The 21,687-nt window shown below is 43.1% G+C and carries 32 protein-coding genes and 2 tRNA genes; 17 read left to right on the top strand and 17 right to left on the bottom strand.

Going from position 1 to position 21,687, the window contains the following annotated elements:
- Positions 1–77: 77 nt before the first annotated feature.
- The gene (locus NAQ_RS07370; RefSeq protein WP_245871572.1) at positions 78–572 is read left to right on the top strand and encodes a hypothetical protein; all 495 of its coding nucleotides are present in this window, start codon (positions 78–80) and stop codon (positions 570–572) included.
- A gap of 12 nt (positions 573–584) precedes the next feature.
- Here NAQ_RS07370 and NAQ_RS07375 read toward each other — a convergent pair.
- Positions 585–658 (bottom strand) — tRNA-Val (locus tag NAQ_RS07375).
- A 58-nt stretch (positions 659–716) separates the two neighbouring features.
- On the opposite strand from NAQ_RS07375, the gene bluB reads away from it, so the two are divergent.
- From bluB to NAQ_RS07385, 3 genes are all read left to right on the top strand, one after another.
- The gene (gene bluB, locus NAQ_RS07380) at positions 717–1,433 is read left to right on the top strand and encodes a 5,6-dimethylbenzimidazole synthase (protein ID WP_100182916.1); all 717 of its coding nucleotides are present in this window, start codon (positions 717–719) and stop codon (positions 1,431–1,433) included.
- Positions 1,434–1,451: 18 nt separating this feature from the next.
- Positions 1,452–1,545, top strand: a tRNA-Arg gene (locus NAQ_RS10155).
- 72 nt (positions 1,546–1,617) lie between these two features.
- Positions 1,618–2,139: an NADPH-dependent FMN reductase gene (locus NAQ_RS07385; protein ID WP_100182917.1), complete on the top strand. Its 522-nt coding sequence runs from the start codon at positions 1,618–1,620 to the stop codon at positions 2,137–2,139.
- Here the strand turns inward: NAQ_RS07385 and NAQ_RS07390 are convergent.
- The 3 genes from NAQ_RS07390 to NAQ_RS07400 form a co-directional block, all read right to left on the bottom strand.
- Complete coding sequence (locus NAQ_RS07390; RefSeq protein WP_100182918.1) at positions 2,126–2,527, bottom strand: hypothetical protein; 402 nt, start codon at positions 2,525–2,527, stop codon at positions 2,126–2,128. The two genes, NAQ_RS07385 and NAQ_RS07390, sit on opposite strands and share 14 nt — an antisense overlap.
- A 166-nt stretch (positions 2,528–2,693) precedes the next feature.
- Entirely contained in the window at positions 2,694–3,158 is a 465-nt protein-coding gene (locus NAQ_RS07395) for a hypothetical protein (RefSeq protein ID WP_100182919.1), read from the bottom strand.
- Between the two features lie 74 nt (positions 3,159–3,232).
- Positions 3,233–3,463: a hypothetical protein gene (locus tag NAQ_RS07400; RefSeq protein WP_100182920.1), complete on the bottom strand. Its 231-nt coding sequence runs from the start codon at positions 3,461–3,463 to the stop codon at positions 3,233–3,235.
- Between the two features lie 238 nt (positions 3,464–3,701).
- Between NAQ_RS07400 and NAQ_RS07405 the strand changes: the two genes are divergently transcribed.
- Both NAQ_RS07405 and NAQ_RS07410 read left to right on the top strand, forming a co-directional pair.
- Positions 3,702–4,181 carry a peptidylprolyl isomerase gene (locus NAQ_RS07405; RefSeq protein WP_100182921.1) on the top strand — a complete coding sequence of 160 codons (480 nt, stop codon included), beginning with the start codon at positions 3,702–3,704 and terminating at the stop codon, positions 4,179–4,181.
- 2 nt (positions 4,182–4,183) lie between these two features.
- Positions 4,184–5,071 carry a hypothetical protein gene (locus tag NAQ_RS07410; RefSeq protein WP_100182922.1) on the top strand — a complete coding sequence of 296 codons (888 nt, stop codon included), beginning with the start codon at positions 4,184–4,186 and terminating at the stop codon, positions 5,069–5,071.
- Here the strand turns inward: NAQ_RS07410 and NAQ_RS10160 are convergent.
- Together NAQ_RS10160 and NAQ_RS07420 are read right to left on the bottom strand one after the other, a co-directional pair.
- Positions 5,058–5,213 carry a hypothetical protein gene (locus NAQ_RS10160; RefSeq protein WP_162858694.1) on the bottom strand — a complete coding sequence of 52 codons (156 nt, stop codon included), beginning with the start codon at positions 5,211–5,213 and terminating at the stop codon, positions 5,058–5,060. The two genes, NAQ_RS07410 and NAQ_RS10160, sit on opposite strands and share 14 nt — an antisense overlap.
- 253 nt (positions 5,214–5,466) lie before the next feature.
- Complete coding sequence (locus NAQ_RS07420) at positions 5,467–5,949, bottom strand: hypothetical protein (protein WP_100182924.1); 483 nt, start codon at positions 5,947–5,949, stop codon at positions 5,467–5,469.
- A gap of 134 nt (positions 5,950–6,083) precedes the next feature.
- On the opposite strand from NAQ_RS07420, the gene NAQ_RS07425 reads away from it, so the two are divergent.
- Genes NAQ_RS07425 through NAQ_RS07435 form a run of 3 tightly spaced genes read left to right on the top strand, consistent with a single transcriptional unit; the run spans position 6,084 to position 7,796 of the window.
- The gene (locus NAQ_RS07425; protein ID WP_100182925.1) at positions 6,084–6,527 is read left to right on the top strand and encodes a hypothetical protein; all 444 of its coding nucleotides are present in this window, start codon (positions 6,084–6,086) and stop codon (positions 6,525–6,527) included.
- A gap of 11 nt (positions 6,528–6,538) precedes the next feature.
- Positions 6,539–7,432: a PfkB family carbohydrate kinase gene (locus NAQ_RS07430; RefSeq protein ID WP_100182926.1), complete on the top strand. Its 894-nt coding sequence runs from the start codon at positions 6,539–6,541 to the stop codon at positions 7,430–7,432.
- A gap of 34 nt (positions 7,433–7,466) precedes the next feature.
- Complete coding sequence (locus NAQ_RS07435) at positions 7,467–7,796, top strand: dUTPase (protein ID WP_100183517.1); 330 nt, start codon at positions 7,467–7,469, stop codon at positions 7,794–7,796.
- Here the strand turns inward: NAQ_RS07435 and NAQ_RS07440 are convergent.
- Entirely contained in the window at positions 7,793–8,245 is a 453-nt protein-coding gene (locus NAQ_RS07440; protein ID WP_100182927.1) for a hypothetical protein, read from the bottom strand. The genes NAQ_RS07435 and NAQ_RS07440 overlap by 4 nt on opposite strands.
- Positions 8,242–9,321: a DegT/DnrJ/EryC1/StrS family aminotransferase gene (locus NAQ_RS07445; protein WP_100182928.1), complete on the bottom strand. Its 1,080-nt coding sequence runs from the start codon at positions 9,319–9,321 to the stop codon at positions 8,242–8,244. Before NAQ_RS07445 ends, NAQ_RS07440 begins: the two co-directional genes overlap by 4 nt.
- A gap of 86 nt (positions 9,322–9,407) precedes the next feature.
- Between NAQ_RS07445 and NAQ_RS07450 the strand changes: the two genes are divergently transcribed.
- Together NAQ_RS07450 and NAQ_RS07455 are read left to right on the top strand one after the other, a co-directional pair.
- Positions 9,408–9,971: a hypothetical protein gene (locus NAQ_RS07450; RefSeq protein ID WP_100183518.1), complete on the top strand. Its 564-nt coding sequence runs from the start codon at positions 9,408–9,410 to the stop codon at positions 9,969–9,971.
- Between the two features lie 32 nt (positions 9,972–10,003).
- Entirely contained in the window at positions 10,004–11,047 is a 1,044-nt protein-coding gene (locus NAQ_RS07455; protein WP_100182929.1) for a tyrosine--tRNA ligase, read from the top strand.
- Here the strand turns inward: NAQ_RS07455 and cobJ are convergent.
- The 6 genes from cobJ to NAQ_RS07485 are packed head-to-tail and all read right to left on the bottom strand — an operon-like array spanning position 11,044 to position 16,094.
- Positions 11,044–11,814 carry a precorrin-3B C(17)-methyltransferase gene (gene cobJ, locus NAQ_RS07460; RefSeq protein ID WP_100182930.1) on the bottom strand — a complete coding sequence of 257 codons (771 nt, stop codon included), beginning with the start codon at positions 11,812–11,814 and terminating at the stop codon, positions 11,044–11,046. The genes NAQ_RS07455 and cobJ overlap by 4 nt on opposite strands.
- Before the next feature lie 26 nt (positions 11,815–11,840).
- Complete coding sequence (locus tag NAQ_RS07465; protein ID WP_100182931.1) at positions 11,841–13,265, bottom strand: DUF7482 domain-containing protein; 1,425 nt, start codon at positions 13,263–13,265, stop codon at positions 11,841–11,843.
- Positions 13,266–13,301: 36 nt separating this feature from the next.
- Positions 13,302–14,699, bottom strand: coding sequence for an aspartate kinase (locus NAQ_RS07470; RefSeq protein ID WP_100182932.1), 1,398 nt, complete (start codon positions 14,697–14,699; stop codon positions 13,302–13,304).
- A gap of 33 nt (positions 14,700–14,732) precedes the next feature.
- Complete coding sequence (pcn, locus tag NAQ_RS07475; RefSeq protein WP_100182933.1) at positions 14,733–15,476, bottom strand: proliferating cell nuclear antigen (pcna); 744 nt, start codon at positions 15,474–15,476, stop codon at positions 14,733–14,735.
- Positions 15,477–15,515: 39 nt separating this feature from the next.
- A complete protein-coding gene (locus NAQ_RS07480) occupies positions 15,516–15,812 on the bottom strand; it encodes a transcription factor S (RefSeq protein ID WP_100182934.1) in 297 nt (98 codons plus the stop codon).
- Positions 15,813–16,094 (bottom strand): RpoL/Rpb11 RNA polymerase subunit family protein, encoded by a 282-nt coding sequence (locus NAQ_RS07485; RefSeq protein ID WP_100182935.1) that lies wholly within the window; start codon positions 16,092–16,094, stop codon positions 15,813–15,815. It lies immediately after the preceding gene.
- Between the two features lie 44 nt (positions 16,095–16,138).
- Here NAQ_RS07485 and NAQ_RS07490 point away from each other — a divergent pair, with 44 nt between their 5' ends.
- Complete coding sequence (locus tag NAQ_RS07490; RefSeq protein WP_100182936.1) at positions 16,139–16,675, top strand: hypothetical protein; 537 nt, start codon at positions 16,139–16,141, stop codon at positions 16,673–16,675.
- Between the two features lie 32 nt (positions 16,676–16,707).
- Positions 16,708–16,860 carry a hypothetical protein gene (locus tag NAQ_RS10165; protein WP_162858695.1) on the top strand — a complete coding sequence of 51 codons (153 nt, stop codon included), beginning with the start codon at positions 16,708–16,710 and terminating at the stop codon, positions 16,858–16,860.
- 2 nt (positions 16,861–16,862) lie between these two features.
- On the opposite strand, the gene NAQ_RS07495 is transcribed toward NAQ_RS10165, so the two are convergent.
- Positions 16,863–17,360, bottom strand: coding sequence for a dual specificity protein phosphatase 23 (locus tag NAQ_RS07495; protein ID WP_100182937.1), 498 nt, complete (start codon positions 17,358–17,360; stop codon positions 16,863–16,865).
- A 75-nt stretch (positions 17,361–17,435) separates the two neighbouring features.
- Here NAQ_RS07495 and amrS point away from each other — a divergent pair, with 75 nt between their 5' ends.
- Entirely contained in the window at positions 17,436–18,494 is a 1,059-nt protein-coding gene (gene amrS / locus NAQ_RS07500) for an AmmeMemoRadiSam system radical SAM enzyme (protein WP_100182938.1), read from the top strand.
- On the opposite strand, the gene NAQ_RS07505 is transcribed toward amrS, so the two are convergent.
- Positions 18,491–19,126: a cyclase family protein gene (locus tag NAQ_RS07505; protein ID WP_100182939.1), complete on the bottom strand. Its 636-nt coding sequence runs from the start codon at positions 19,124–19,126 to the stop codon at positions 18,491–18,493. The genes amrS and NAQ_RS07505 overlap by 4 nt on opposite strands.
- 77 nt (positions 19,127–19,203) lie before the next feature.
- Here NAQ_RS07505 and NAQ_RS07510 point away from each other — a divergent pair, with 77 nt between their 5' ends.
- A complete protein-coding gene (locus tag NAQ_RS07510; RefSeq protein ID WP_100182940.1) occupies positions 19,204–19,464 on the top strand; it encodes an Lrp/AsnC ligand binding domain-containing protein in 261 nt (86 codons plus the stop codon).
- Here NAQ_RS07510 and NAQ_RS07515 read toward each other — a convergent pair.
- Positions 19,459–20,610 (bottom strand): aminotransferase class V-fold PLP-dependent enzyme, encoded by a 1,152-nt coding sequence (locus NAQ_RS07515; RefSeq protein WP_100182941.1) that lies wholly within the window; start codon positions 20,608–20,610, stop codon positions 19,459–19,461. The genes NAQ_RS07510 and NAQ_RS07515 overlap by 6 nt on opposite strands.
- 29 nt (positions 20,611–20,639) lie before the next feature.
- On the opposite strand from NAQ_RS07515, the gene NAQ_RS07520 reads away from it, so the two are divergent.
- Entirely contained in the window at positions 20,640–21,248 is a 609-nt protein-coding gene (locus tag NAQ_RS07520; RefSeq protein ID WP_100182942.1) for a hypothetical protein, read from the top strand.
- Positions 21,249–21,354: 106 nt separating this feature from the next.
- A complete protein-coding gene (locus tag NAQ_RS07525) occupies positions 21,355–21,654 on the top strand; it encodes an NADH-quinone oxidoreductase subunit I (RefSeq protein WP_042684089.1) in 300 nt (99 codons plus the stop codon).
- The last annotated feature ends 33 nt before the right edge of the window (positions 21,655–21,687 follow it).

Below are 21,687 nucleotides of genomic sequence, written 5' to 3' on the forward strand. Positions count from 1 at the left end.
TGAACTCTTGCGCTTGCTTTCAAATATTATCTAAGTGAAACCAACATTTTTTAGTTCAGATAATTTGGTACCATTCGTTGGCGCTTCAAAGCAAAATGATTCTGTATGTAGCAATAGGCGGCCTACTTGCAATGCTTGGCGGTATCACTTGGTATGCAAGTCTTGACAATCCCAAACTAGCTCAGGTCGAAATAGACATGGGCACAGTCAAACTAGTAAGTGAGAATACCATAGAGGGTAAAGCAAGACTTGACGTGGGATTTGTAATAAAGAACCCAAGCGACAAGACATTTACCATATCTAGAATCGACTATGAATTATTTGCAAATGGCGTCTCAATTGGCAAAAGCCAGTATTCCACAGAAGACGTTGCAATGCCTGGACGCGCAGCATTCTATCCAAATGCCGAAATCGAGCTTCCAAGCCCATTTACTCTTACTAAAACAACAGAGAACGCAGACGCATACACTGCTATAACATCAAAAAGTCCAGTCGTGTATTCAGCCAAAGGCCTAGTCGTAGTAGAATCTGCTTGGAGCCTAGTCGAAAAAGAATTCAACGTTTCTCAATAATTTTGTAAAAGGTGGGCCGAGAGAGATTCGAACTCTCGATCACCGCCGTGTCGAGGCGGTATCCTAACCAACTAGACTACCGGCCCAATAAAGTACAGGCCATGAGCTCTACATTATTAACCTTTAAGCGGCATCAACAGATTCATGAGCGAATTCTCCAGCCAAGAAAAATCTGGACTCTACAAGGCAATCTACACAAGGCGAGACGTAAGATCTCACTTTAACTCAAAACCAATTCCTGATGAGACACTAGCCAGAATTCTTAATGCAGCTCATCACGCACCGTCTGTTGGGTTCTCCCAGCCATGGAATTTTGTTTTGATTAGAGAAAACACCACAAAACAAAAGGTCAAAGAATCTTTTGAAGCTGAAAAATCCCGCTCATCAAGTGATGTAGATGATCAAAAAAAGGAAAAATATCTCTCACTAAAGCTGGAAGGAATTTTGGAATCTGACGTGAATCTATGCATCACCTATGATCCAACTAGGTTCGGCCCGTTTGTGATCGGCCGATCCAGCATCCCAGAAACAGGAATCTATAGTGTTTGTTGCGCAGTGCAGAATCTGTGGCTTGCAGCCCGTTCAGAAGGAATCGGTGTGGGCTGGGTCAGCATTCTATCCAATGAAACCCTAAGGCAAGCACTGAATCTGCCAGAGCACATTGTACCGGTTGCATATCTATGCCTTGGGCATGTGGAAGAATTTGCAGAAAAGCCGGACTTGGAGACTGCCAAATGGCTTCCACGCCTTGAGCTCAAGGACGTTGTATATTTTGAAAAATGGGGCCAAACATCAAGTGATCTCTGGAACAAAATCAACGAGCTAATCAGAACAAATCTTGATTATGTTTTTATGAAGTAAAACCTTCGGTTTTGTGCTGGGCTTGTAGCGCAGAGCCAATTTCGGCGCGCAACATGGATAGCGCAGTAGCCTCCTAAGTTACAGGTCGAGGGATCGAAGCCCTCCAAGCCCGCTTACCATTATTTCACCAAGTATTGCCAAACTTACTTTCTAATTTAAATAAAGAACAGAGAAACCTAACCTGATGAAAATAGTTGTAATCTCTGGCAGCCCACGAAAGCAGGCAGTAACACAAGTAATGATGAAGTTCGTTTATGACTACGCCAAATCAAAAAACGCAGAAACAAAATTCATCAATTTGTCCGATGGCATGGTTGACTGCTACAAGGGATACGACGTGACCTATTCTGATACAACGACACAGGCGGCAAAGGACATCATGGATGCAGACGTCTGGTTGGTTGGCACGCCCATCTACAACTCATTTTTCAGCGCCGCACTCAAAAATCTCTTCGAGTATGTCAACTACAAGTCCACTGCCGGAAAAACCGCAGGACTTGCAATTTTGGCCTCAGGACAAATTGGCTTTACGGACGTGCAGACACTGCTGACCCAGCTGATGTCGTACTTTAGGGTCATAACAAACCCCAAGGCAGTATTCATGACAGTAGAACAAATCAAGGATGGAATAATCGACGAGGCAGGCAAAGCCAGGCTCAGGGAACTAGTTGATGAAACATTACTTTTGGCTTCTAGACCGAAGTAGAGCCAGCAGGTAGGTACACTACCTTGAATATTTTGACGATATAGTCACCATCAAAGATTTTTGTGATCTTTGATCCGCTGACATCTCTTACTCGGAACTTGTACTCATAAGAGCCGTCTTCTTTGACATCGGTTTGTGCAAAGTGGACCGGATCACCGTTTTTGAATATCTGTATGATTACTGGATGGCCCTCAACTGGGTTTGCAATTTTTCCCTCAACAAATCCCCAAGGAAGCTTGTTGTTTTTTGGAGCAGAAAATGGCACTTCCGTTTTTTCTAGTCCAATTGAAGAATTTATTGGAGTCAGGCTTGTTTCTGCAAATGCAGAATTTACGGTTGCCATTACAATTGCAAATGCAAGTGTTGCAATGACTGCCTTGACGAACATTAAGCAACTTCTGCCCAAGTCAAATATTAAGATGACGTATCAATGATACACATGGAACAGCTAAACGATGGTTGTGTCTGCAAGTGCCATTTTGGCGGCGCAATAAGCTGCCCTGGATGCAAGAAAAACCATCGCGGAGCAAAAACCTGCGCTCACTGCAAGTGAGTTATCTTTTCTTTGCGGCAGCCGCTTTCAAATTTGCAAGTTCTGCCTTTAGCGCCTCTATTTGGACAAGTGTCTCTAAATTGGCAATTTCCTGTCGCATCCTGTTGATTTCATTGTCCTTGAGCTTCACCTCATCTTTGAGCTCGTTTAGCTCAGCAGTAAACGACTCACGAAATCGATTTAGCTCGTCTACAGAGATGTTTGTTGTTCTAGTCGAGCTTTTTTTTTCCTCATGCGGATGGCTATGGGCGTGTTCTGCATGAGAATGCTCGTGGCCGCCATGCTTTTTGGTCCAGTCAGCGCTTTTTTGCGCCAAATAGCAGATTGCAACCAAAAACCAAGTAACTATGAGAGAAACTAGGAGCAGTTGGTTCAGCGCCGGAGGCATGTAGAAGTATAGGCCAGTTAAAGATACTGCAAAACAACCAGTAACGACTGTTGCTAGGTGGTTTCGCAGATAACCCATGTTTTAAGGCTAGAAAAGTCGAATATAACGTTAATGCTGAATCCCATAATAATAAAAGAAAAGATAAACGAAGTTTATTCGTCTTTTTCTGATACGATAATCTCTTGCGGGACTTCGGATTGTAAAATCTTTATTTTTGACAGAAGCTCATTTCTGAGATCGCGTGCAACCCTTCGCACAGTTGGTCTTGGAACGCCGAGTTCTTCGACAACTTTGCTGTAAATGTCTTGCTTGTCTGTCAGCCCCTTCTCAAGGTAGGTGTTGATTGCTGCTTTGATAACGGTGCTTTGATTTGTGCGATTCACAAATTGTAATTTTTCCCGATCTATATAAGACTATAACTTTTCTTGGGAAAAAATTGTAGAGTTTTCCGAGCTGCAAAAAATTATTATAATATGTAAAGTCGTAACGATCCCCGGAGCATTACAAAACGATTTTCGATTCGGACAAAAATCCAAAAATTAAAAATTGTAATTTTTACAAAACACTTTCAAAATAATTCAATAGCAAGACTCTTATGCTCAGAGGCGAATCGTGGTATAATTGACCCAGGCAACAATAGAAACCAAGTTTGGAAAAATTGTATTTAAATTGCTGCCGGAACTTGCGCCAGAACACGTACGAAACTTTGTAAAACTTGCCCAGTCCGGATTTTACGATGGAACTTTGTTCCACAGGGTGATTCCCGGGTTTATGATTCAGGGTGGAGACCCAAACACAAAGACCGCAGACAAGTCCAGGTGGGGTCAGGGCGGCCCAGGCTATACAATCAAGGCGGAATTCAACACAAGATCACATCTACGAGGAATAGTATCTATGGCAAGAGCAATGGATCCAAACAGCGCAGGCTCGCAGTTCTTTATAGTAACTTCAGACAGCACGTTTTTGGACAGGCAATACACCGTCTTTGGCGAAGTCCTAGAGGGAATGCCAGTAGCCGACCAAATTGTTTCCCAACAAAGGGACAGAAATGACTGCCCTCTGCAAGAAGTACGAATGACAAAGGTTACAATCTCTGAATAAACATGAAAGCAATTCTTGCAATATTGTTGATATCTGGTATATTTTCATATTCGGCGTTTGCGCAAGAAATCAAAATCGGCGAGCCGGCAGTCCAGCAGGTCTCCATTAGAATCTCAGAAAATGGGGACGTGCACGTAACCCATGAAGTCGAAAAATCAAACAGTCCAAAGCAAGTCGAGTTTCTATCACCTGACTTTACCAATTTTACCATAATTGATGATGAGGGAGAAGAGCCAATGTATGCAGAGGCCGGCGGGGAAAATCCAGGAATTGTCCTGTTCCCGACGCGTGATGATGTCACAATAGAATACGACGTTGAGGGAATAATACAAAAAAAGAACGGTCTGTGGACGTGGGACTATGTCTATTTGGCAGAAACCGCATTTTATTTGCCGCAAGGAGTGGATTTGTTCTACGTAAATGAAAATCTAGTCAGACTGGGAGACCAGAGGGGATTCCTCTGCCATGGATGCCAAATGAAGCTGGAATACGAACTAGAGCCAACTGTTATAACAAAACAAGTAACATGGGAAGGCCAAATATTTGATGTTAAAATCATAACCCAGACAGAAATTTCTGAGCTGACTCTAGATCAACCAAACAAGATTCTCAGCTTCGATATTACAGAACCAAACAAGTACATCACACTGATAATTCCGCAAGACTTGTTGTGGAACCCATATCAAGTGTCACTCAACGACAAGCCAATACTAAAGCAAGAGCGAACAAGCCAAGACGGCAATGTCTGGCTACATCTCTATCCGCATGAGGCAGGAACAATAACAATTCTAGGTGTATCGGTTGTGCCGGAATTCCCGCTTGCCACAGTTTTGGTGTTGAGTGCAGCAATGGTTGCCGTGGTTTATTCCACCAGGCTCAGTCGCCGCTAGAGCCACAAGAGCAAAACCCATACTCGTCAATTCGGACATTGCACATGGGGCATTTTTCCCCATAGTCGACCTCCCAAGGTTCCTTTCCAAACAATTTGTAGTGATCGTCAATTTCCAGCGGGATGATTCTTTTTTTACCCAACAAATTTCCTAGTGCATTTTGGTATAATAATGTGAGTCAGAATTATTAACGCAAATCATTTTGTATCAAACAATGAAGTGCGATTGCGGATGCCATTGTATCAAATGTAAGAGCCCAAATTTGGAATCATTCCAGGTGGGAGAAAAAGAATCAGACGGATATTTTGAGATGCACCATACTTGTCTTCAATGTAATACACACTTTGATCATCTGGACGGAACTATCTTCCAAAAATGCGACATCTGCAAGTATTCTAGTTGAGCAGTACCTTGTGGTAAAAGGTCTTTTTCTCTTCAGAGCTCTTTTCCAGCTCCTTGTTAAATGCCATCTTTGCTAATATCTTTGATACTGCAAGCGGGCTTGCAATCATTCCGTGCTGGAGCAGCTGCTCTACGGTCTCTGATACTGTTCGTGGCTTTGAGAAAAATCCATCTAACTCCAATCCTTCAATCTTGCTTGGCAGCTCTTCTGGCGAGATTTGCCTTGGCGCGGTAAACTCTGGCTCGTGTACTTCTGCGTCCTTGAGCATCTTGAGATAGCTCAGGTTTGATTCGTATGTTGCGGCAATGTCTTGCGCTTCCAGTGTTGGTTCCTCGGTCACTACTTTTGCCGAGTTTTCCTGCAGTCTGAACGCCAAGTCGGCAATCACCTGGGATGCAGTGTCGTTGTCGATGTAAAAGTCACGCGAGTCAATCTCGACTTCGTTTGCGCCGAACCTGAGCCTTATCTTTGCCATTATACTAAAACTGCTGCAGAATTCGATTTATCTTGCAAGCTTAAATGAACTCAAAGGGCGGATCAAAACTTTTACACACCAAATGATGATCTTTTTGCCTCCTTTGCACAAAAGCCAATTTCAGAGTATTAGGCATGGCAAAAAAGGCAGCAGCCGTAATCATAGTGATAGTGAGCCTGATGGTATTTGGCTATACGCAGTACGCATCTGCCTCGCAAATCAATGCCAAGATAACAGAAAGCAAGCTATTGGAAAAATCAGACAAGGGCTCGCTGTACAATTTGCAGCTGGAATTTAACAACCCATCATTGCTGTTTCTCACTGCAGGAAAAACTGAATTTACAATAATTGCAAACGACAAGACAATTGGAGCAGGCGAGCTGGACCCATTTGCATTACCGGCACTGGGCACTGCAACAACTAGCGGAGTCTGGCTAAAAGACCAGGCAGCATCGGAAAACTCACAGGTAAAGATTTCCGGCGTTACAAAATACCAGCTATTGTTTGCGTCAATAGATGTGCCGTTTACGTATTACCCAACATACGACCAGACTAGGGAATTTATAGCAGACGCATAATTTTTCAAACAATGCTTACTGTTTTTGGCTCTACTGCCCTAGATACGATTCGCACGCCAGATAAAATACTAAAAGATGTCCTTGGCGGGGCTGCAACATTTGCAGGAATATCTGCCAGCTTTTTTGTAGAGACTGGTCTGATAGCAGTGGTTGGAACCGACTTTCCAAAAAAATATCACAATATTCTAAAAAAATATCTGGACTTGGAAGGCCTTGCAATACACAAGGGCAAGACATTCCGTTATGACGGCAGCTACGACAAAACTCTGTCCACTAGGACCACAAACAAGACAGAGCTTAATGTTTTAGGATCGTTTCAGCCAGTGGTGCCGGAAAAATACAGAAAATCCCAATTTGTGTATCTGGCAAACAACGACCCAGACCAAAACACAAAGATCATCCGCGAATTTGACAATGTAAAATTTTCCATGTGTGATACAATTGAATTTTGGATAAACTCCAAGCGAAATTCCGTAATCAAGATGATCGGCTCAGTTGACGCCGTTGTGATTAATGACGAAGAGGCAAAACTGCTCACAAAAGAACACAATCTGATCAAGTGCGCCAAAAAAATGATGGGCTGGGGCGCAAAATACGTAATTATAAAAAAAGGAGAGCACGGCTCGCTTCTATTTTTTGACGATGTCATATTTCCTTCAGTTGCGTTCTCCCTGGAAGATATTGTGGACCCTACAGGCGCAGGCGATTCCTTTGCGGGCGCAATGATTGGATATTTGGCAAGCAAAAACTCCACTAGTCTTTCTGAAATCAAAAAGGCAGTAGTATATGGAAATGTCATGGGCTCTTTTGCCGTAGAAAAGTACGGCCTTGACGGATTAACCAGCACAACCAAGGCCAAGATCCAAAACAGAATAAAAAAATACCAATCAATGATTGATTTCTGAAAGGTTATCTAGCGGATCTACCCGTGGGATTTTGATGGACAGACTAGATGAGATATTTGCAATGCAAAAGGGACTAGCCGAGATGATGAACTTGGATAGATACCCAAAGGACTCGGAAGGTCGAGTATCTGCACTGGCCACTGCCATAATGCATGAGGCAGTAGAACTACAGCGCACAACAAACTGGAAGTGGTGGAAAAAACCGACTCCGTTTAGTATAGATGACGCAAAAGAGGAGCTAATCGACATTTGGCATTTTGTGGTGCAGGCATCTTTGGAGCTAAACCTCACGCCAGACGATATTGTATCAGAATACAGAAAGAAAAACGAAATTAATCGAAACAGGCAGAAAAACGGCTACTAGATTATAATCTGTTCCAGCTTGGTCTTGCCAATCAGATCAACTAACTTTACTTTTTGAAAATTTGCAATTTCTTTTTTTGATATTGTCAGTACTGGATCAGGGGAGACTGAATTTATTATCCGATTAGAGTTATCCGTTCCATATTTGTGCAGGCAAAACAGTGCGTGGCCTGTCTTGTGGCCTGACACTTCTTTTCCGCAAACAATGATTGTGTGCAGGCCTGGATTCTGATTTACGTATCTTACCAGCTCATCAATTCCCTTGTTCTCTGAGAAAAGTCTTGCAGCAACTGCAATTTTGTCCATCATATCAGACTGTGAGATTTCCTTTAGCAGATCTATGCTGGACAATGTGCAGATTGCAATGCCGCTTGATTTTCCGACGAACTTTTCCTCCGGAATAGGAAAAACAACTTTGCAGATTTCGCCTGCAATTTGGCCCAGATTCATAGTGATTTTATTATTCTAGCCGTGGTCTGCAGGTGTTTTTGCGTTATTTGTGGCTGTACGGGCAGTGAAAGGACACTTTTTGCAGCCCATTCCGTGTTTGGCAGCTTTGCCTTTTGGTTATAATATGGAGTCTTGTGTACTGGCATGCCATAGTATACTGTGGCGCCAATTCCGTTTTCGTTTAGTGCTTTGGAAATCTTGTCCCTGTTTTTGCTAGCTATGGTATACAAATACCAGTTTACCTTTTCGTGCTTTCTTGGTATGGGTAGTGTCACATCTGCGCCAGAAAGCAATTCTGTTAGAATTTTGGCGTTCTGTGATCTTTTCCTCAAAAATCCTGCAAGCTTTTTCATCTGTACTTTAGCAATTGCTGCATTGATTTCCGGCAATCGCAAGTTTAGGCCCAGAATTCTGGTATCATATCCATGAACCATCCCGTGGTTTCTAATCATCAGTAATTTGTCGCGAAGCTTTTCACTTGATGTAGTGATTACTCCACCTTCGCCAGATGTCATTACTTTGGCAGCATAGAGACTAAAGCAACCAAGCTCCGAGAATGTACCTGTCTGTTTTCCTCGGTATGTGGAGCCCATCGATTGTGCGGCATCCTCTATTATTGGAATGTGGCTTTTGCGCGCAATTTCGGATATTTCATCAATGTATGATACATTTCCGTACAGGTGTACGGGGATGATCGCCTTAGTCTTTTTTGTGATTTTTTTTCGTAGGTCTTCTGGATCCATGGTGTAATTGTCACGTCTGATATCTACGAAGACTGGCTTTGCACCAACAGAGACTACAGAATTTGCGGTGGCAACAAAGGTAAATGACGGTAATACCACCTCATCGCCAGATTTCACATCAAGGGCATAAAGGGCAGCTTGCAGTGCAGCAGTGCCAGAATTAACAGCAATTGCATATTTTGATTTTACAAAAGAGCATACCAATCTTTCAAATTCCTGGACATTAGGCCCACCGTCTCTAGCAGCAGATGTCAGTGTTCCTTTTTTTAAAACGGCAGTGACTTCGGCAATTTCCTCTCTGCCAACTATGGGAATGTTGACTGGAATCTTCATGATTTGTCGTTTTACATGGATGGTAATTAAACCTCATTTCATAAATGGACAATTCTTATATCCAAATCACAATTTTTGGCAATTACATGTCTCGTCACTTGCAGAAAACAGATCCGGGATACAAGGTCTACCTGTACATTTTCTATGTCTGCGCTTTTGTGATGTTATCTATTATGGCCTATGGAACATGGGCAATGCTTACTGAATGGCAGCAAAAGGGCACCTATGTGATGGGAGAGGTACTAGTCACCACACACATTCCGTTTCCTCACTTTGCAAAACTGATCACGTGGCTTTTCTTTGCGTGTATTATAGGCTGGTACTGCGTTTCCAGAATTGGCTGGAAAAAGGCAGTACGACTCCATTCCTGGCGAATGTCTTTGTTGCAGCTGATGCTTTTGGGATTTGCAATCATAAATCTGTACGAGGTATTGTACAATTTCACGGTCCTCAATGCACTGATATCTGCAGGAACAGTAAACGGGCACGTGCCAGACATTGACAGGCTAACCATTGCATATCCGGATGGTGCAAGACCATGGAACCTGATCTTTGCTACAAAGATTTTCCTCGTTGGATTTCTGATTTCAGCTCATGCCTTTTACTTGTCCACTAGGCCGAGAAAATCACTTGATGAATTAGAAACGTAACTTTATAGGATTATAATCAAAACCCAGTACCATTGGATGTAACAAGCAAAGTCGAGCTGGTCTTGCGGCCCCCAACAGAAGAAATAGTAACGCAGGAAGAGCTGACAAATCTGTTCTCGACAAATTCCAAGCCGCGACATTACATAGGATTAGAGATTTCCGGATTTTTGCATCTTGGAAGTCTGATTAGTACAGGATTCAAGATTAATGATTTTATCAAGGCAGGCGTTGAATGCAATGTCTTTTTGGCAGACTGGCACACGCTAATCAACGACAAGCTTGGCGGCAACTGGGATACCATATCCAAGGTATCGCATTATTACGAGCGCGCATTCAAGCTGGTCTGCCCTGGCGTAAACATAATTCGCGGAAGTGAGCTGTATGATTCCCACAAGGAATACTGGAAGGACTTTGTGTTATTTACAAAACACATGACTCTTGCCAGAACAATGAGAGCAATGACAATCATGGGAAGATCAGAAAGCGACGAGAAAATCGACATGTCAAAATTATTGTATCCTCCGATGCAGGCAGTCGACATTCATACTATAGATGTCGATATAGCGCATGCGGGAATGGACCAGAGAAAAATCCACATGCTAGTCCGAGAAATATTTCCAAAGATGAAGTGGAAGGTCCCAGTCGCCATCCACCATGGTTTGTTGCCGGGACTAACAGAGCCAATAACTACAGGTGAAGAAGGAGAAGGCACCAAAATGTCAAAGTCAAAGCCAGGCTCTGGCGTTTTCATTCATGATTCTGATGATGAAATAAAATCCAAGATAAAAAAGGGCTGGTGCGAGCAAGGAAAGACAAACAATCCTATACTCCAAATAGCAAAGCACATCTTGTTCCATGAAATGCCCGAGCTCAAAGTGGAAAGGCCGGAAAAGTTCGGCGGAAACGTGAGCTATTCTAGTTTTTCCCAGCTAGAATCAGACTTTGGCGCAGGAAAACTGCACCCAATGGATCTCAAAAATGTTGTAGCAGAAAATCTGGTAAAAATCATCGCTCCAATACGGGATAAGCTGCAAATGGACGATGACACTCGAGATGTAATAAAAAATTCTGTCTAGCTCTGTAGATTATACTTTGATGTGTATCCTCGCGGATTTATCATCAAATTCTTGAAATTATATGTAGAAGAATTGCCGATTATCACGGTACTAATCATGCCTAGCTTGTCTGCGTGCGATTCCATGTTTTCCAGATCAGTAATTACTATTGTTTGAGATTCTCTATATGCGCCCTTTATAATGGCAACAGGAGTGGTCGGCTTTCTGTATTTGAGTAATAATTTTCTTGTGTCTTGTAGTTGGTGGATTCTTTTTTTGCTTGACGGATTGTAAATCACAATTACATAGTCGCCCTGGGCTGCAGCTTCGACTCGCTTTACTATTATTTCCCATGGTACCAGCAAGTCACTCATAGATACTACGGCAAAGTCTGTCATCAGCGGCGAGCCAATCAGGGAAGCGCATGAATTCAGGGCAGACACTCCAGGTATCACCTCTACTTCCAGGCCAGTCTTTGGGTCCCAGCCGGCCTCTGCCAGTGTTTCGTAGATTAGGCCTGCCATTCCGTAAATTCCTGGGTCTCCGCTGCTAACCAGAGATACAATTTTGCCAGACTGGGCAAGCTCGATGCATTGCTTTGCCCTTTCCACTTCTTGAGTCATGGCGTATCGGTGGATTTCCTTTCCCTGGATTAGATCTTCTACCAGTCCAACATAGGTGTCATAGCCCACTATGGTGTCGCTTTGCTCAATGACCTCTTTTGCGCGAAAAGTCATGTGGTCGTGCGCTCCGGGGCCTACGCCAACAATGTAGAGTTTTCCTGCCAAGTGATTTTTTTTTCTAAAATGCTAATTTATCCCTTGTTGGATTTTGGCGACTCTATAATCGGACAGTTCACAACATGGTCTTCGCTTTGCGGCCTAGCCAGTGTGACAAAGACAGAGCCGTCTGACTTTTTGGATTCTATATCTGAAATTGTCTGCAATGGAATGGCGGATTTTGCGTCCTTCCACTCTACTATTGATATTCTGCATATTGGAACGTACCTTTCATCCAGCGCTGAACTCAATACGCTAGGCTGAAATCCAAGCGGTCCTGCGCCTTTTACTCCATTTTTGAACTGGTACATTTCCGATATTGCATTTGATGTGGCAACCTTTGCAAGCTTGCCAGACACTGGAACCTTCATGATATCAGCTGGGCCTTTTGGTGTTGCATCCGGAATGATATAGTAGGTGATGCGGCCGTCAGGACCCCAAGCCCGATGAGCTACAAATGTCACCTTTTTGGAATCCTTGTTTATTTCCAAGACTTGGGCATTATCCAACACAGTGCTGTTTGTAGTCTGGATCTGCCCCCCCGGCCAAATTATCTGAGGAACATTCACTGTAACGTTTGTCTTTGTTAGTCTTAGTCTTGAATCTTTTTCTGCCTTGAGAATGTCTTCTGCTGATTGCAGTTCCTGAGGCTTTTGGCCTGCCTTCCAAGATACTGTAACCAGACTAGCTAGTGGTGTGTATTCTTTATGTGCAGGCGTTACGCCAAAGACTTCTCCCTGGAACCCATAGATTCCGTCTCCCTTGATTCCGTTTGTGAATGCGTATATGGTATCCTGAGCTGATGCCGGAGCCCATCGAAGCTTTGGCGCAAACTTGACATTCCAGCCATGCTTTTGTGCGAGCTTGTCCGATATTGTCTTGTTGCTAGAATCTGTAATGATGTAGTTGACAGGGCCTTTGCCGTAGAATCCGTCGCGCATCGGAATTACAACTGGAATGTTTTGGTCTAAGAGTTCTATTTCTTGTTCTTTGATTTCATATGTTTGTGATATCAGCTCGACTGGCTGTCCGCGAATCCACCCGTCAACGCTTGTTGTTACAACAAACGGAGAAGAACTGCGAAATGCAACTGCCGAGCCCGTAAAGTCGAATGTTCCTGCCTTTTTAGCCTCAATTTCTGTCAATCCGTAAATGGTATTTCCGTCAACGCTCCATGTTGGCTGGCCCCGAGAGTCCTGGCTTGGAATCTGGTGCAGTACCAGAATCTCAACTGGATTATTTGCAGTAAACGTCAGAGATCCTGTGTAAATGCTGTCGCGGTTTGGCGCAAGTACTAGTGCGAACTGGCCGTTTCCGCTTCCGGGATCAGTAGATGAGACAAACGTCTTGGTAAAGTGGACCTTGCTTTGTGGCTTTGCAACGGCAAATGGGTCTGATACCAAAAACGAAACAGCAAGCGCTGGAATAGCTATTATTGCAAAAATGACAAACTTGTTCACTGGTATCTTGGATTCTGCAAAGATGTTTAAGCGTTTTTAGCTCCCAAGCTTGAACTCATCATGTAGCGCTTGAACGGCAGCTGCACAGTCAGAATCCTTGACAACAAACGCTAGGTTCAGCTCAGACGATCCCTGTGCAATCATCATTACGTTTGCCTTTCTTTTTGCAACTGAGCCAAAGACTCGCGATGCGACGCCGACTGTTCCGCGCATTCCAGAACCGATTAGAGCTATAATGGAAACATCTGTAGTGACATCAATTTTTTTGATTATCTTTCCTAATAGTTCCATTTCCATTGTGTTTACTGCCTTGTCCAGATCGTTTTTCTTGACCACAATAGAGATGCTGGATTCTGACGGGCTCTGAGAGATCATCATGATATTGACGCCGGCCTTTGCAAGTGTTGTAAATATTGTAGCAGCTGTTCCCGGTGCGCCAACCATGCTTCCGCCACGCATATCGATTAATCCATTGTGGCGAATCACCGATACGCACTTGACAGTCTTGTTTGTTTTCTCATCAGGATTTGCAGTTACTAGTGTGCCGGGATTATTAACATTAAAGGTGCTGCGAATTCGCATCGGGATTTTCTTTGATAACAATGGTTCAAAGGAGCGCGGGTGGATCTGCTTTGCGCCAAATAGAGCCATCTCCATTGCCTCCACGTATGATACCTCTGGGATCACCTTTGCATTTTTGACCATCTTGGGGTCTGCGCTCATCAGGCCGTCAACGTCGCTCATAAGCCAAACCTCGTCTGCTTTTATGCATGACGCAATGATAGTAGCGGTATAGTCAGATCCTCCTCTACCAAACGTTGTGACGTGGCCGTGCTGGTCAGCCCCTGCAAATCCGCCAATAACTGGGATGAATTTCTTTGATAGCAATGGTTCCAGATTTGTAGAGACGCGCAGTCGTGTTGTATCCATTAGCGGCTTTGATTGGCCGAAATTAGAATCAGTGACAATTCCTACTTCTTTTCCTGTCAGTGCGATTGACTTTGTCTTGAGATCCAGTATGGCATGCGATACTATTTCTATTGATAATCGCTCGCCAAATGAAATAAGATAATCCAGCGACTGCGGAGTCACCTCGCCCAGCAAAATCATCCCGTGCATTAGGCCTTTCAGCTCATCAAGTATGGATTCCAGTTTTTGGATCAGCGCCTTTCTGATTATAGAATTCGATATGGTGTCCTTTGAAATTTGCAAATGCTGTTTTCTTAACCTTGATAATATGGAATCTGCCTGTGCGCGGTTTTCCTTTTTTATTGAATCGGAAATTTCTAGCAGATCATCCGTGGTGTCGTTTATTGCAGAGCACACCATCACAACTTGGTTTTTCTTGGAATTGTTTTGGATGAATTTTGCAACGCCCTTGATGTGCTTGGGTGATGCAAGTGATGTTCCACCAAACTTGATTACTAGTCTCATTGGATTCCTCTCCCAAAATGACTTTTTATGCTTTTAACTTTCTACTCGCGGTGCTAGGTAAAAGTGGATTCTGCCCATGTTTGCAACCTTGAATTCTATTCTTAGTGGCTTGGCAGAAGAATACTCGCATACTATGGTGCCGGTTGCCGCACCCACTGCCTTGACTATGGGGTTTAGGTATTCGAGGCTGTACGTGCCTGTAGATTCTACCTTTGATGAAATCTCTGTTAGCTCGTCTGGCTGCTTTTGAAGTGATATGAGGACCTCGCCGGAATCGCCTTTTCCGGAAAACTCTGCCTTGGACTCGTCTGTCTTGATGGTAAGATAGTCAGATACGACCTGTACGTCGCCGAGAATTTTATCAAATAGAGTGTTTGCAAGGCCTATTTTTGCGTCATATGGAATTTTTGGTAGTGGTGTGTCGGTTGCCGAAGACTCGATTAGTCGCATTTTGTATTGCTTGTTTTTGCCAATTATTATCAATAACATGGAATCTGCTATGCTGATTTGGATGGACTCTGACTTTTCTGCCCTTTTGATCAATTTGGAAAATTCATCAATTCTGACTCCGAACTTTATTGGGCCGTCGCACTCGTATTTTTCAAACGCCGAGTTTGGCCAAGAAATGTCAATTAGCGCAACATGTGAGGGATCCATTCCGCGAAAACTGATTCCTTCCACTGTTGCCTCAAATGTGGCCTCTTCTACAAGTGTGGATATGGCGGACAAAATTGCCTTCCATTCATCAGATCCGCTTGTCTTTGCAGAAAACACCATTTAGCTATCTGTCTTGCGCTTCCAGTTAAAGGTTATTTTTTATGAATAGTCACGCCAAGTGTGCGCGCATTTTGAACATCTGTAGAATTGCGTTGTTGGTTCATCTGCAGATCTTGTCTGTAGCATCCACCAGACCGCTTCATCGTTGCCGCACTTTTCGCATTCCTTTTTGATTGTTGGTAATGTTTCTTTTCCCTCGTCTTCCTCAAATACAGTAAAAGACTTGTCCATTTCTGCAGAAGATTTTTTTGTTTCAGTTTTGGCAGCTTCGGAATAACCACATTTTGTGCATGTACCTTTCTTTAACCGCAGATTGCACTTGGGGCAAAATTGCATCTAAACACCTTTGATTTTAGAGTGGATTAGTGATTTTAGTTCCTGGGCCGATTCTATTGCTGATTTGGTTGCCTTTTCCATTTCTTTTAGAGGACTGCCCTTGGAGGAATTGATACGCATTCTGTATTCGGCAGTAAGTGGGTGTCTTAGAATGACACCTGCAAACTCGACTTGGTTGTCCTTGAGCAGCTCGTGCTGGACTATATACAGAGTTCCAATGTCGGTGCCCTTCAAAGCCAGTTCGGTCTCTTTTGAGGAGGACTTGACTACCTGTACGTTCATTCTATCGGAAAACCACTTATTGTGGATATAAATCATCGTCAAGCATGGGAAGCGCAACGACCCTCTCGGAAATAATACTAACAGCGGACAAGCCGGAATATTCACCATCGGACGATATCATAATTACGGCATCGTTTCAGATCAAGGGCGATCTGCGAGATGCGCTAAACGAGAAAAACTGGACTGAATCCTACAACAAATATGACAATTTGTTCAAGCTCAAATACGGAATCAAGGTTACCTCCGGCGGATTTAGAAAAAAGGAGCTCAAAGACATTGACACTTATCGCAAGGCATCGTTTTTCTGGACTCGCAATCCCAAATTAGTAAACCCAATGAAGGAAAAGCGGGTCTGGGTACAGGTAGCAAAGAACTTTGAGCCGTTCATCAAGCTAACCGAGGAAGAAGTAAAATCTGAATTGCTAGACTTTAATGAAAAAATTACAATCAAGGCATCCGAGCTTGGATCTGGCAAACACAAGATAAGTGCAGAAGCCTGGGTGTCCTGGCAAAAACACCTCTGGACTGACTCGGGCGACGCCAAGGGATCATCCAAGGAAATCGAAATAACAGTAAATTAAAAAATTATAAGCAACAATTTTGGGATCATTTCATGGCAAAATATGACGGCCTTTTGGGCCAGCCAGTTTTGGAAGTGGAAGAGCCAGACGCAGAAGGCGGAGTAACCATTATTTTCAAGGACAATAGATTCTTGTTCATCAAAATAGTTGATGGCAAACTCGATACAATATCAATTCCGGAATAATCTTATTTTGATTTTAGAAATTTCTCATAACTGGAGACAGCTATTTCCTGTGATGTTGACTGGATAGAGCCAGGCCTTTCCTTGCGTACGGTTTCAATTGCCTTTTGTGCGGACATTTTCTGGTATTTTATCAAATAACTGGCAAGTATTGTTCCGGTTCTTCCTATTCCTGCGGCGCAGTGAACCATTACTGGTTCGTTGTTCTTGATTCGCTCTGCGATATAATCAACGGTGGAGTCTATCTTGTCAATGTCTGGCGCTGTGAGGTCTTCTGTTGGGACATGGAGATATTCTATTCCATCAATCCAAGCTTTAGGCAGGCCGTATTCTGTCATGGTTACAATTGATTTTACTCCCTGCTTTTGAATCCAGTTTATCTCTTCGATAGTAGTTGGCATTCCAGATCCAGCTAGCTTGCCATCCAAAAGCCATGAAAAGTTTGTAGGGCGTTTTGTTATTTTGCCGTGAATTTTACGCCAAATATTTCCCGGTTTACTCATTTGTTGGTTTTGGCAATTATCAATATTTAGACACTAAGATTTGTTTATATTACAAAATTGTATAACAATACGGTTTTGAACAAAGAAGCAATCCTCTATGAGAAGCTGCCTGACAATAGAGTCAGATGTACTGCATGTGCCAGATACTGCGAAATCAAGGACGGGCAAATTGGCCTGTGCGGGGTTCGCGGAAACGAAGGCGGCAAGCTGGACCTGTATGTGTATGGTAAAGTAATCACGGGAAATGTAGATCCAATAGAGAAAAAGCCTGTTATTCACTACATGCCTGGAACTAGGATCTTTTCAATAGCCACTACTGGCTGCAACTGGCTTTGCAAGTATTGCCAAAATTATGATATCTCTCAGCGAAGAAAAATCGAGGGCCAGGACTTGACGCCAAGCCAGGTAGTGCAGATGGCACTGGATAATAATTCACAGGGAATTGCATACACGTACAACCAACCGTCAATTTTCATGGAATTTGCGCGCGATTGTGGAGTTGAAGCGCACAAAAAGGGGCTCTTCAACATTTTTGTCTCTAATGGATATGACACGCCGCAGTCTGTTGCAATGATGAATGAATTTCTGGATTGCATCACGGTTGATTTTAAGGGAAGTGCAGAACCCGAGTTTACGCGAAAGTACATTGGTGTTCCTGACCCAAAACCAATCTTTGATACTTTGATAGAAATTAAAAACAAGACCAAAATTCACGTAGAGATTACTGATCTGATCGTGCCACAAGTTGGCGATAGCCTAGAACATGCAAAAAAACTCTGCAAGTTTCTCTATGACAATTTCGGCCCTGAAATGCCGATTCATTTTCTGAGATTCCATCCAGATTACAAAATGATGGAGTTTCCGCCAACACCAATACAAACACTGGAAAAACACTATGATATTGCAAAAAAGGAAGGACTAGAATACGTGTATCTGGGAAATGTTCCAGGCCACAAATATGAACACACCTACTGTCCTGGATGTGGTGGTATAGCAGTAGGCAGATACGGATTTGACATTGTATCATGGAATCTGGATGAATCCAACAAATGCAAGACTTGCGGCCACAAAATCCCAATCACAGGCCAGCTGGACAAAAACTACAAAAAAAGCAGATTCCAGTTTGTAGTCTAGAACGCTATTGCGCGAACAGGCGAGCCTGTGGCGTTTTTTAGGTTCAGCGGTAATGCTACCAAATTGAAGTTTCTGTCTAGTTTGGACAAATTGCAGAGATTCTCCAGAATCAGAACGTTATTTTTTAGCAAAACATGGTGAGCTGCAAATTTTGTATTGTTTCCGGCATCAATGCTTGGTGAATCGATTCCTACCAAGTTTGTCCTCTTTGACACCAGGTATTTTGCGGCAGATTCGGAAATTCCCGGATTTGAAAAGAAATCCTTTCTGGATGGACTGTCGTTCCATCCGGTGGCAAAAATTATTGTCGCTCCACTTGGAATCTTGCCGTGCTTTTTCTCAAATGATACAATGTCTGACTTTGTTATGGAATAGTTTGGCTTTGATTTTATCCTAATCAGGATGGCGTTTTGCAAAAATCGGGACGGGTCCAGCTCGTGAATTTTCTTGCCCGACTTTACAAAATGGTAGGGAGCATCTATGTGAGTGCCTGTGTGGGTGCTAAGAAAAATCATCTCCAAATTGTAATCGTCTTGCTCAAGTGAATCCCATTCTATGAAATGTGGAGCAGGAGATCCGGGAAAGGTAGGAATCTTTTCTGATACTGGTAATGTCAGATCGTGTACTTTCACGAAAATTGTATGGTTGGCACTTTTATTTTTGGATGATCAAAGATGTTAAATAGATCTCGCCCAAACTACATTCTACATTGCCTATTGCATTCATTTTGTTAAACTCGGATCTGGGTTCGGACCAGGAAATAATCACAAAGCTCAAGGAGATGCTGGCAGTAGAAAAAGACCTCAAGTACGAGGTTCAGGGCGTATATGGGATCTATGATATTGTAGTCAAGATCGAGGCTGCAAATGCCGATCTGTTGCGCAGTATTATCACAAGCAAGATTCGCAAAATAGACAAGGTCCAGTCCACTCTTACCATGATGGTAATAGAAGAACAAGAGCGACTATAGTCTTTTTAGCAGATCTACTAGTTTTAGCAAATCTGATTCTGTGTTGAAAAAGTGCGGCGAGGCGCGCACGAGTTTTTTCTCTGATATTTCCCGCACAGCCAGGACAAATCCATTTCGCTCTAATTGTTGTACAATTTCCTGCGGGGACTTGGCACCTATGGTAAATGAAACAATGCTTGTTCGCCTGCCCTGATCTTCTGGGCCGTACAATGTGACATCTGGTATTTTTGCTAGCTCTTCCCGTAGGAGATTGGCCAGGCCGATTATCTTTTCTCGAATGTTTGCAATTCCTAGGCCTGACAAAAATGAAATTGAATTCTGCAACCCGACAATTGCTGCAAAGTTTCTAAATCCTCCCTGGAATTTGTCTGGAATGTCCTTGTATGCCAGCTTGGAATCATTGTATGTCATTGCGGATTCCCCCGCTAAATTGACTGGCTCTAGCATAGAAGCAGCTTCTCTTTTGCAGATGAATATTCCGATTCCCATTGGACCGCAGAGCCACTTGTAGCCATTAAAGGCGGCATAGTCTGCGCCGGTCTTTGCAAAATCAAACTCTGTACACCCTACTGTCTGGGCCGCATCCAAAAAGAATGGGATTCCTCGCTCATTGAGAATTTTTCCAATCTCTGGTATTGGCAAAATGGCTCCCGTATTGTACAGGCCGTGGCTTAGCGATACCAGCTTGGTGTTTCGGTCCAGTCTTTTTTCCAGCTCTGATATTTCGAAAAACCCGTTGGAATCGTGCGGAATCGATCGAAGCTCGACTTTGCTTGCCAGTCTCAGCCATGGATAATAATTTGCATGATGCTCGTGTGTTGTTCCGCGAATTACAACATTGGAGTCTTTGGCAAAAGACATGCCATTTGCAACATTGTTGATTCCTTCTGTGACACTGGATGTGAGAATTACCTCTTCTTGCCTGCAGTTTACCAGCTTGGATATGGTCTGTCGCAGCTCGTTTGATTTTATTGATAATAACGAGGCAAAGTCAAGCGAGTCTGGGCCCAACTCGTTGTATCGTACAGTAAAGTCAGTCATGGTCTTTATGGTGGACAGCGGAATCAGGGACGATGAGGCATTGTTCAGGTAAATGCGGGAAGACCTCACAAAAGAATTCTCGATTAGTTCCTTGTCTAAATTCATTATTATATCACAGAAAAGACTAGTCTCTGTTGCATAAAAACCAACGATCCGTCAGTGCAGAAAAAATTTCCAAGCTGGTATTTGAGCAAAACCTCTCTTCCATAACATTTGATGATGCCATAACAAAGACATATTTTTTTCACAAGCTAGGCCTAGTAACGGATGTTCCGGTGATCTATGTCGACTTTGACTTGCTGTATAGTGGGTATCTGGCTGCAAACATTTTGTCGCAAAACGAAAACGTCGAATTGTACACACCAAATGAAGACTGGCGCGACGTTTTTGCGCAGCTCACAGACAAAATTTCCACAAAAAAGCATCTTGTACTAATTGACTCACTAAATGGATTCTTTGCTACATTGTCTGGGAGCAAGGATTCTGGAAGAATAATCAACAGCGTTCTGGTGTTATTGGCAAGCGCTGCACAAAAAGCAGACTCGGCTGTTTTGTTTGGAAGCACCGCCAAACTCAAAGAGGACGGATGGGTCTTGCCGGGAATTGGAAGAAAAATTGTGCAAATCCAGAAAATGAATTTTCTTGCATTGCAGCAAAAAAACCAAACACTGAATCTTGTATCATTGAATTCTGACAATTCTGTGAAATTAGTAATACCAATTTCGGATCTTGATTTGGTGTGATTGCGATCAAAAATTATAACAGCGTTAAAATTTCTCTAACGCCGTTATAATTCGAACTTTTTAGGGAAATTATATTAAGATCCAAAAGGTAAGAAATTCGATTAAAATGCCAGTAGCAATTTTACCAGACATTGGTGAACAGATGTGCATTGGATGCGCACTATGCGTTGAAATCTGCACAACACTGGGACCAGATGTACTCAGAGTAAAACCAGTCGAAGGCTGGAAAAGAGGTAAGGCATTTGTCTTTTACCCAGAAAGATGCATCTCCGACGGAGCATGCATTGGCGTTTGCCCAACAAAGGCAATCTTCTGGATGAGACCAATGGACTTCACAGTAGGTCAACCAGTTCCTCTATACAAAAACTCAGTCTTCGTTAAGGGCTGGACTGAACTTATCGATTAAGCTCAGTCATCATAATTTCTTTTTACTATCATA

The sequence above is a fragment of the Candidatus Nitrosotenuis aquarius genome (assembly GCF_002787055.1).
Lineage (GTDB): Archaea > Thermoproteota > Nitrososphaeria > Nitrososphaerales > Nitrosopumilaceae > Nitrosotenuis > Nitrosotenuis aquarius.

What these genes read in the sequence shown, in the direction of transcription:
- NAQ_RS07385 (WP_100182917.1), top strand. Translation starts at nt 1,618, where the DNA reads ATGAAAATAGTTGTAATCTCTGGCAGCCCACGAAAGCAGGCAGTAACA.
- NAQ_RS07490 (WP_100182936.1), top strand. Translation starts at nt 16,139, where the DNA reads ATGGGAAGCGCAACGACCCTCTCGGAAATAATACTAACAGCGGACAAG.
- NAQ_RS07485 (WP_100182935.1), bottom strand. Translation starts at nt 16,094, where the DNA reads ATGAACGTACAGGTAGTCAAGTCCTCCTCAAAAGAGACCGAACTGGCT.
- NAQ_RS07430 (WP_100182926.1), top strand. Translation starts at nt 6,539, where the DNA reads ATGCTTACTGTTTTTGGCTCTACTGCCCTAGATACGATTCGCACGCCA.
- NAQ_RS10165 (WP_162858695.1), top strand. Translation starts at nt 16,708, where the DNA reads ATGGCAAAATATGACGGCCTTTTGGGCCAGCCAGTTTTGGAAGTGGAA.
- NAQ_RS07395 (WP_100182919.1), bottom strand. Translation starts at nt 3,158, where the DNA reads ATGGGTTATCTGCGAAACCACCTAGCAACAGTCGTTACTGGTTGTTTT.
- NAQ_RS07525 (WP_042684089.1), top strand. Translation starts at nt 21,355, where the DNA reads ATGCCAGTAGCAATTTTACCAGACATTGGTGAACAGATGTGCATTGGA.
- NAQ_RS07445 (WP_100182928.1), bottom strand. Translation starts at nt 9,321, where the DNA reads ATGAAGATTCCAGTCAACATTCCCATAGTTGGCAGAGAGGAAATTGCC.
- NAQ_RS07390 (WP_100182918.1), bottom strand. Translation starts at nt 2,527, where the DNA reads ATGTTCGTCAAGGCAGTCATTGCAACACTTGCATTTGCAATTGTAATG.
- NAQ_RS07470 (WP_100182932.1), bottom strand. Translation starts at nt 14,699, where the DNA reads ATGAGACTAGTAATCAAGTTTGGTGGAACATCACTTGCATCACCCAAG.
- NAQ_RS07440 (WP_100182927.1), bottom strand. Translation starts at nt 8,245, where the DNA reads ATGAATCTGGGCCAAATTGCAGGCGAAATCTGCAAAGTTGTTTTTCCT.
- NAQ_RS07495 (WP_100182937.1), bottom strand. Translation starts at nt 17,360, where the DNA reads ATGAGTAAACCGGGAAATATTTGGCGTAAAATTCACGGCAAAATAACA.
- NAQ_RS07515 (WP_100182941.1), bottom strand. Translation starts at nt 20,610, where the DNA reads ATGAATTTAGACAAGGAACTAATCGAGAATTCTTTTGTGAGGTCTTCC.
- NAQ_RS07435 (WP_100183517.1), top strand. Translation starts at nt 7,467, where the DNA reads ATGGACAGACTAGATGAGATATTTGCAATGCAAAAGGGACTAGCCGAG.
- NAQ_RS07480 (WP_100182934.1), bottom strand. Translation starts at nt 15,812, where the DNA reads ATGCAATTTTGCCCCAAGTGCAATCTGCGGTTAAAGAAAGGTACATGC.
- NAQ_RS07410 (WP_100182922.1), top strand. Translation starts at nt 4,184, where the DNA reads ATGAAAGCAATTCTTGCAATATTGTTGATATCTGGTATATTTTCATAT.
- NAQ_RS07425 (WP_100182925.1), top strand. Translation starts at nt 6,084, where the DNA reads ATGGCAAAAAAGGCAGCAGCCGTAATCATAGTGATAGTGAGCCTGATG.
- NAQ_RS07450 (WP_100183518.1), top strand. Translation starts at nt 9,408, where the DNA reads ATGTCTCGTCACTTGCAGAAAACAGATCCGGGATACAAGGTCTACCTG.
- bluB (WP_100182916.1), top strand. Translation starts at nt 717, where the DNA reads ATGAGCGAATTCTCCAGCCAAGAAAAATCTGGACTCTACAAGGCAATC.
- NAQ_RS07420 (WP_100182924.1), bottom strand. Translation starts at nt 5,949, where the DNA reads ATGGCAAAGATAAGGCTCAGGTTCGGCGCAAACGAAGTCGAGATTGAC.
- pcn (WP_100182933.1), bottom strand. Translation starts at nt 15,476, where the DNA reads ATGGTGTTTTCTGCAAAGACAAGCGGATCTGATGAATGGAAGGCAATT.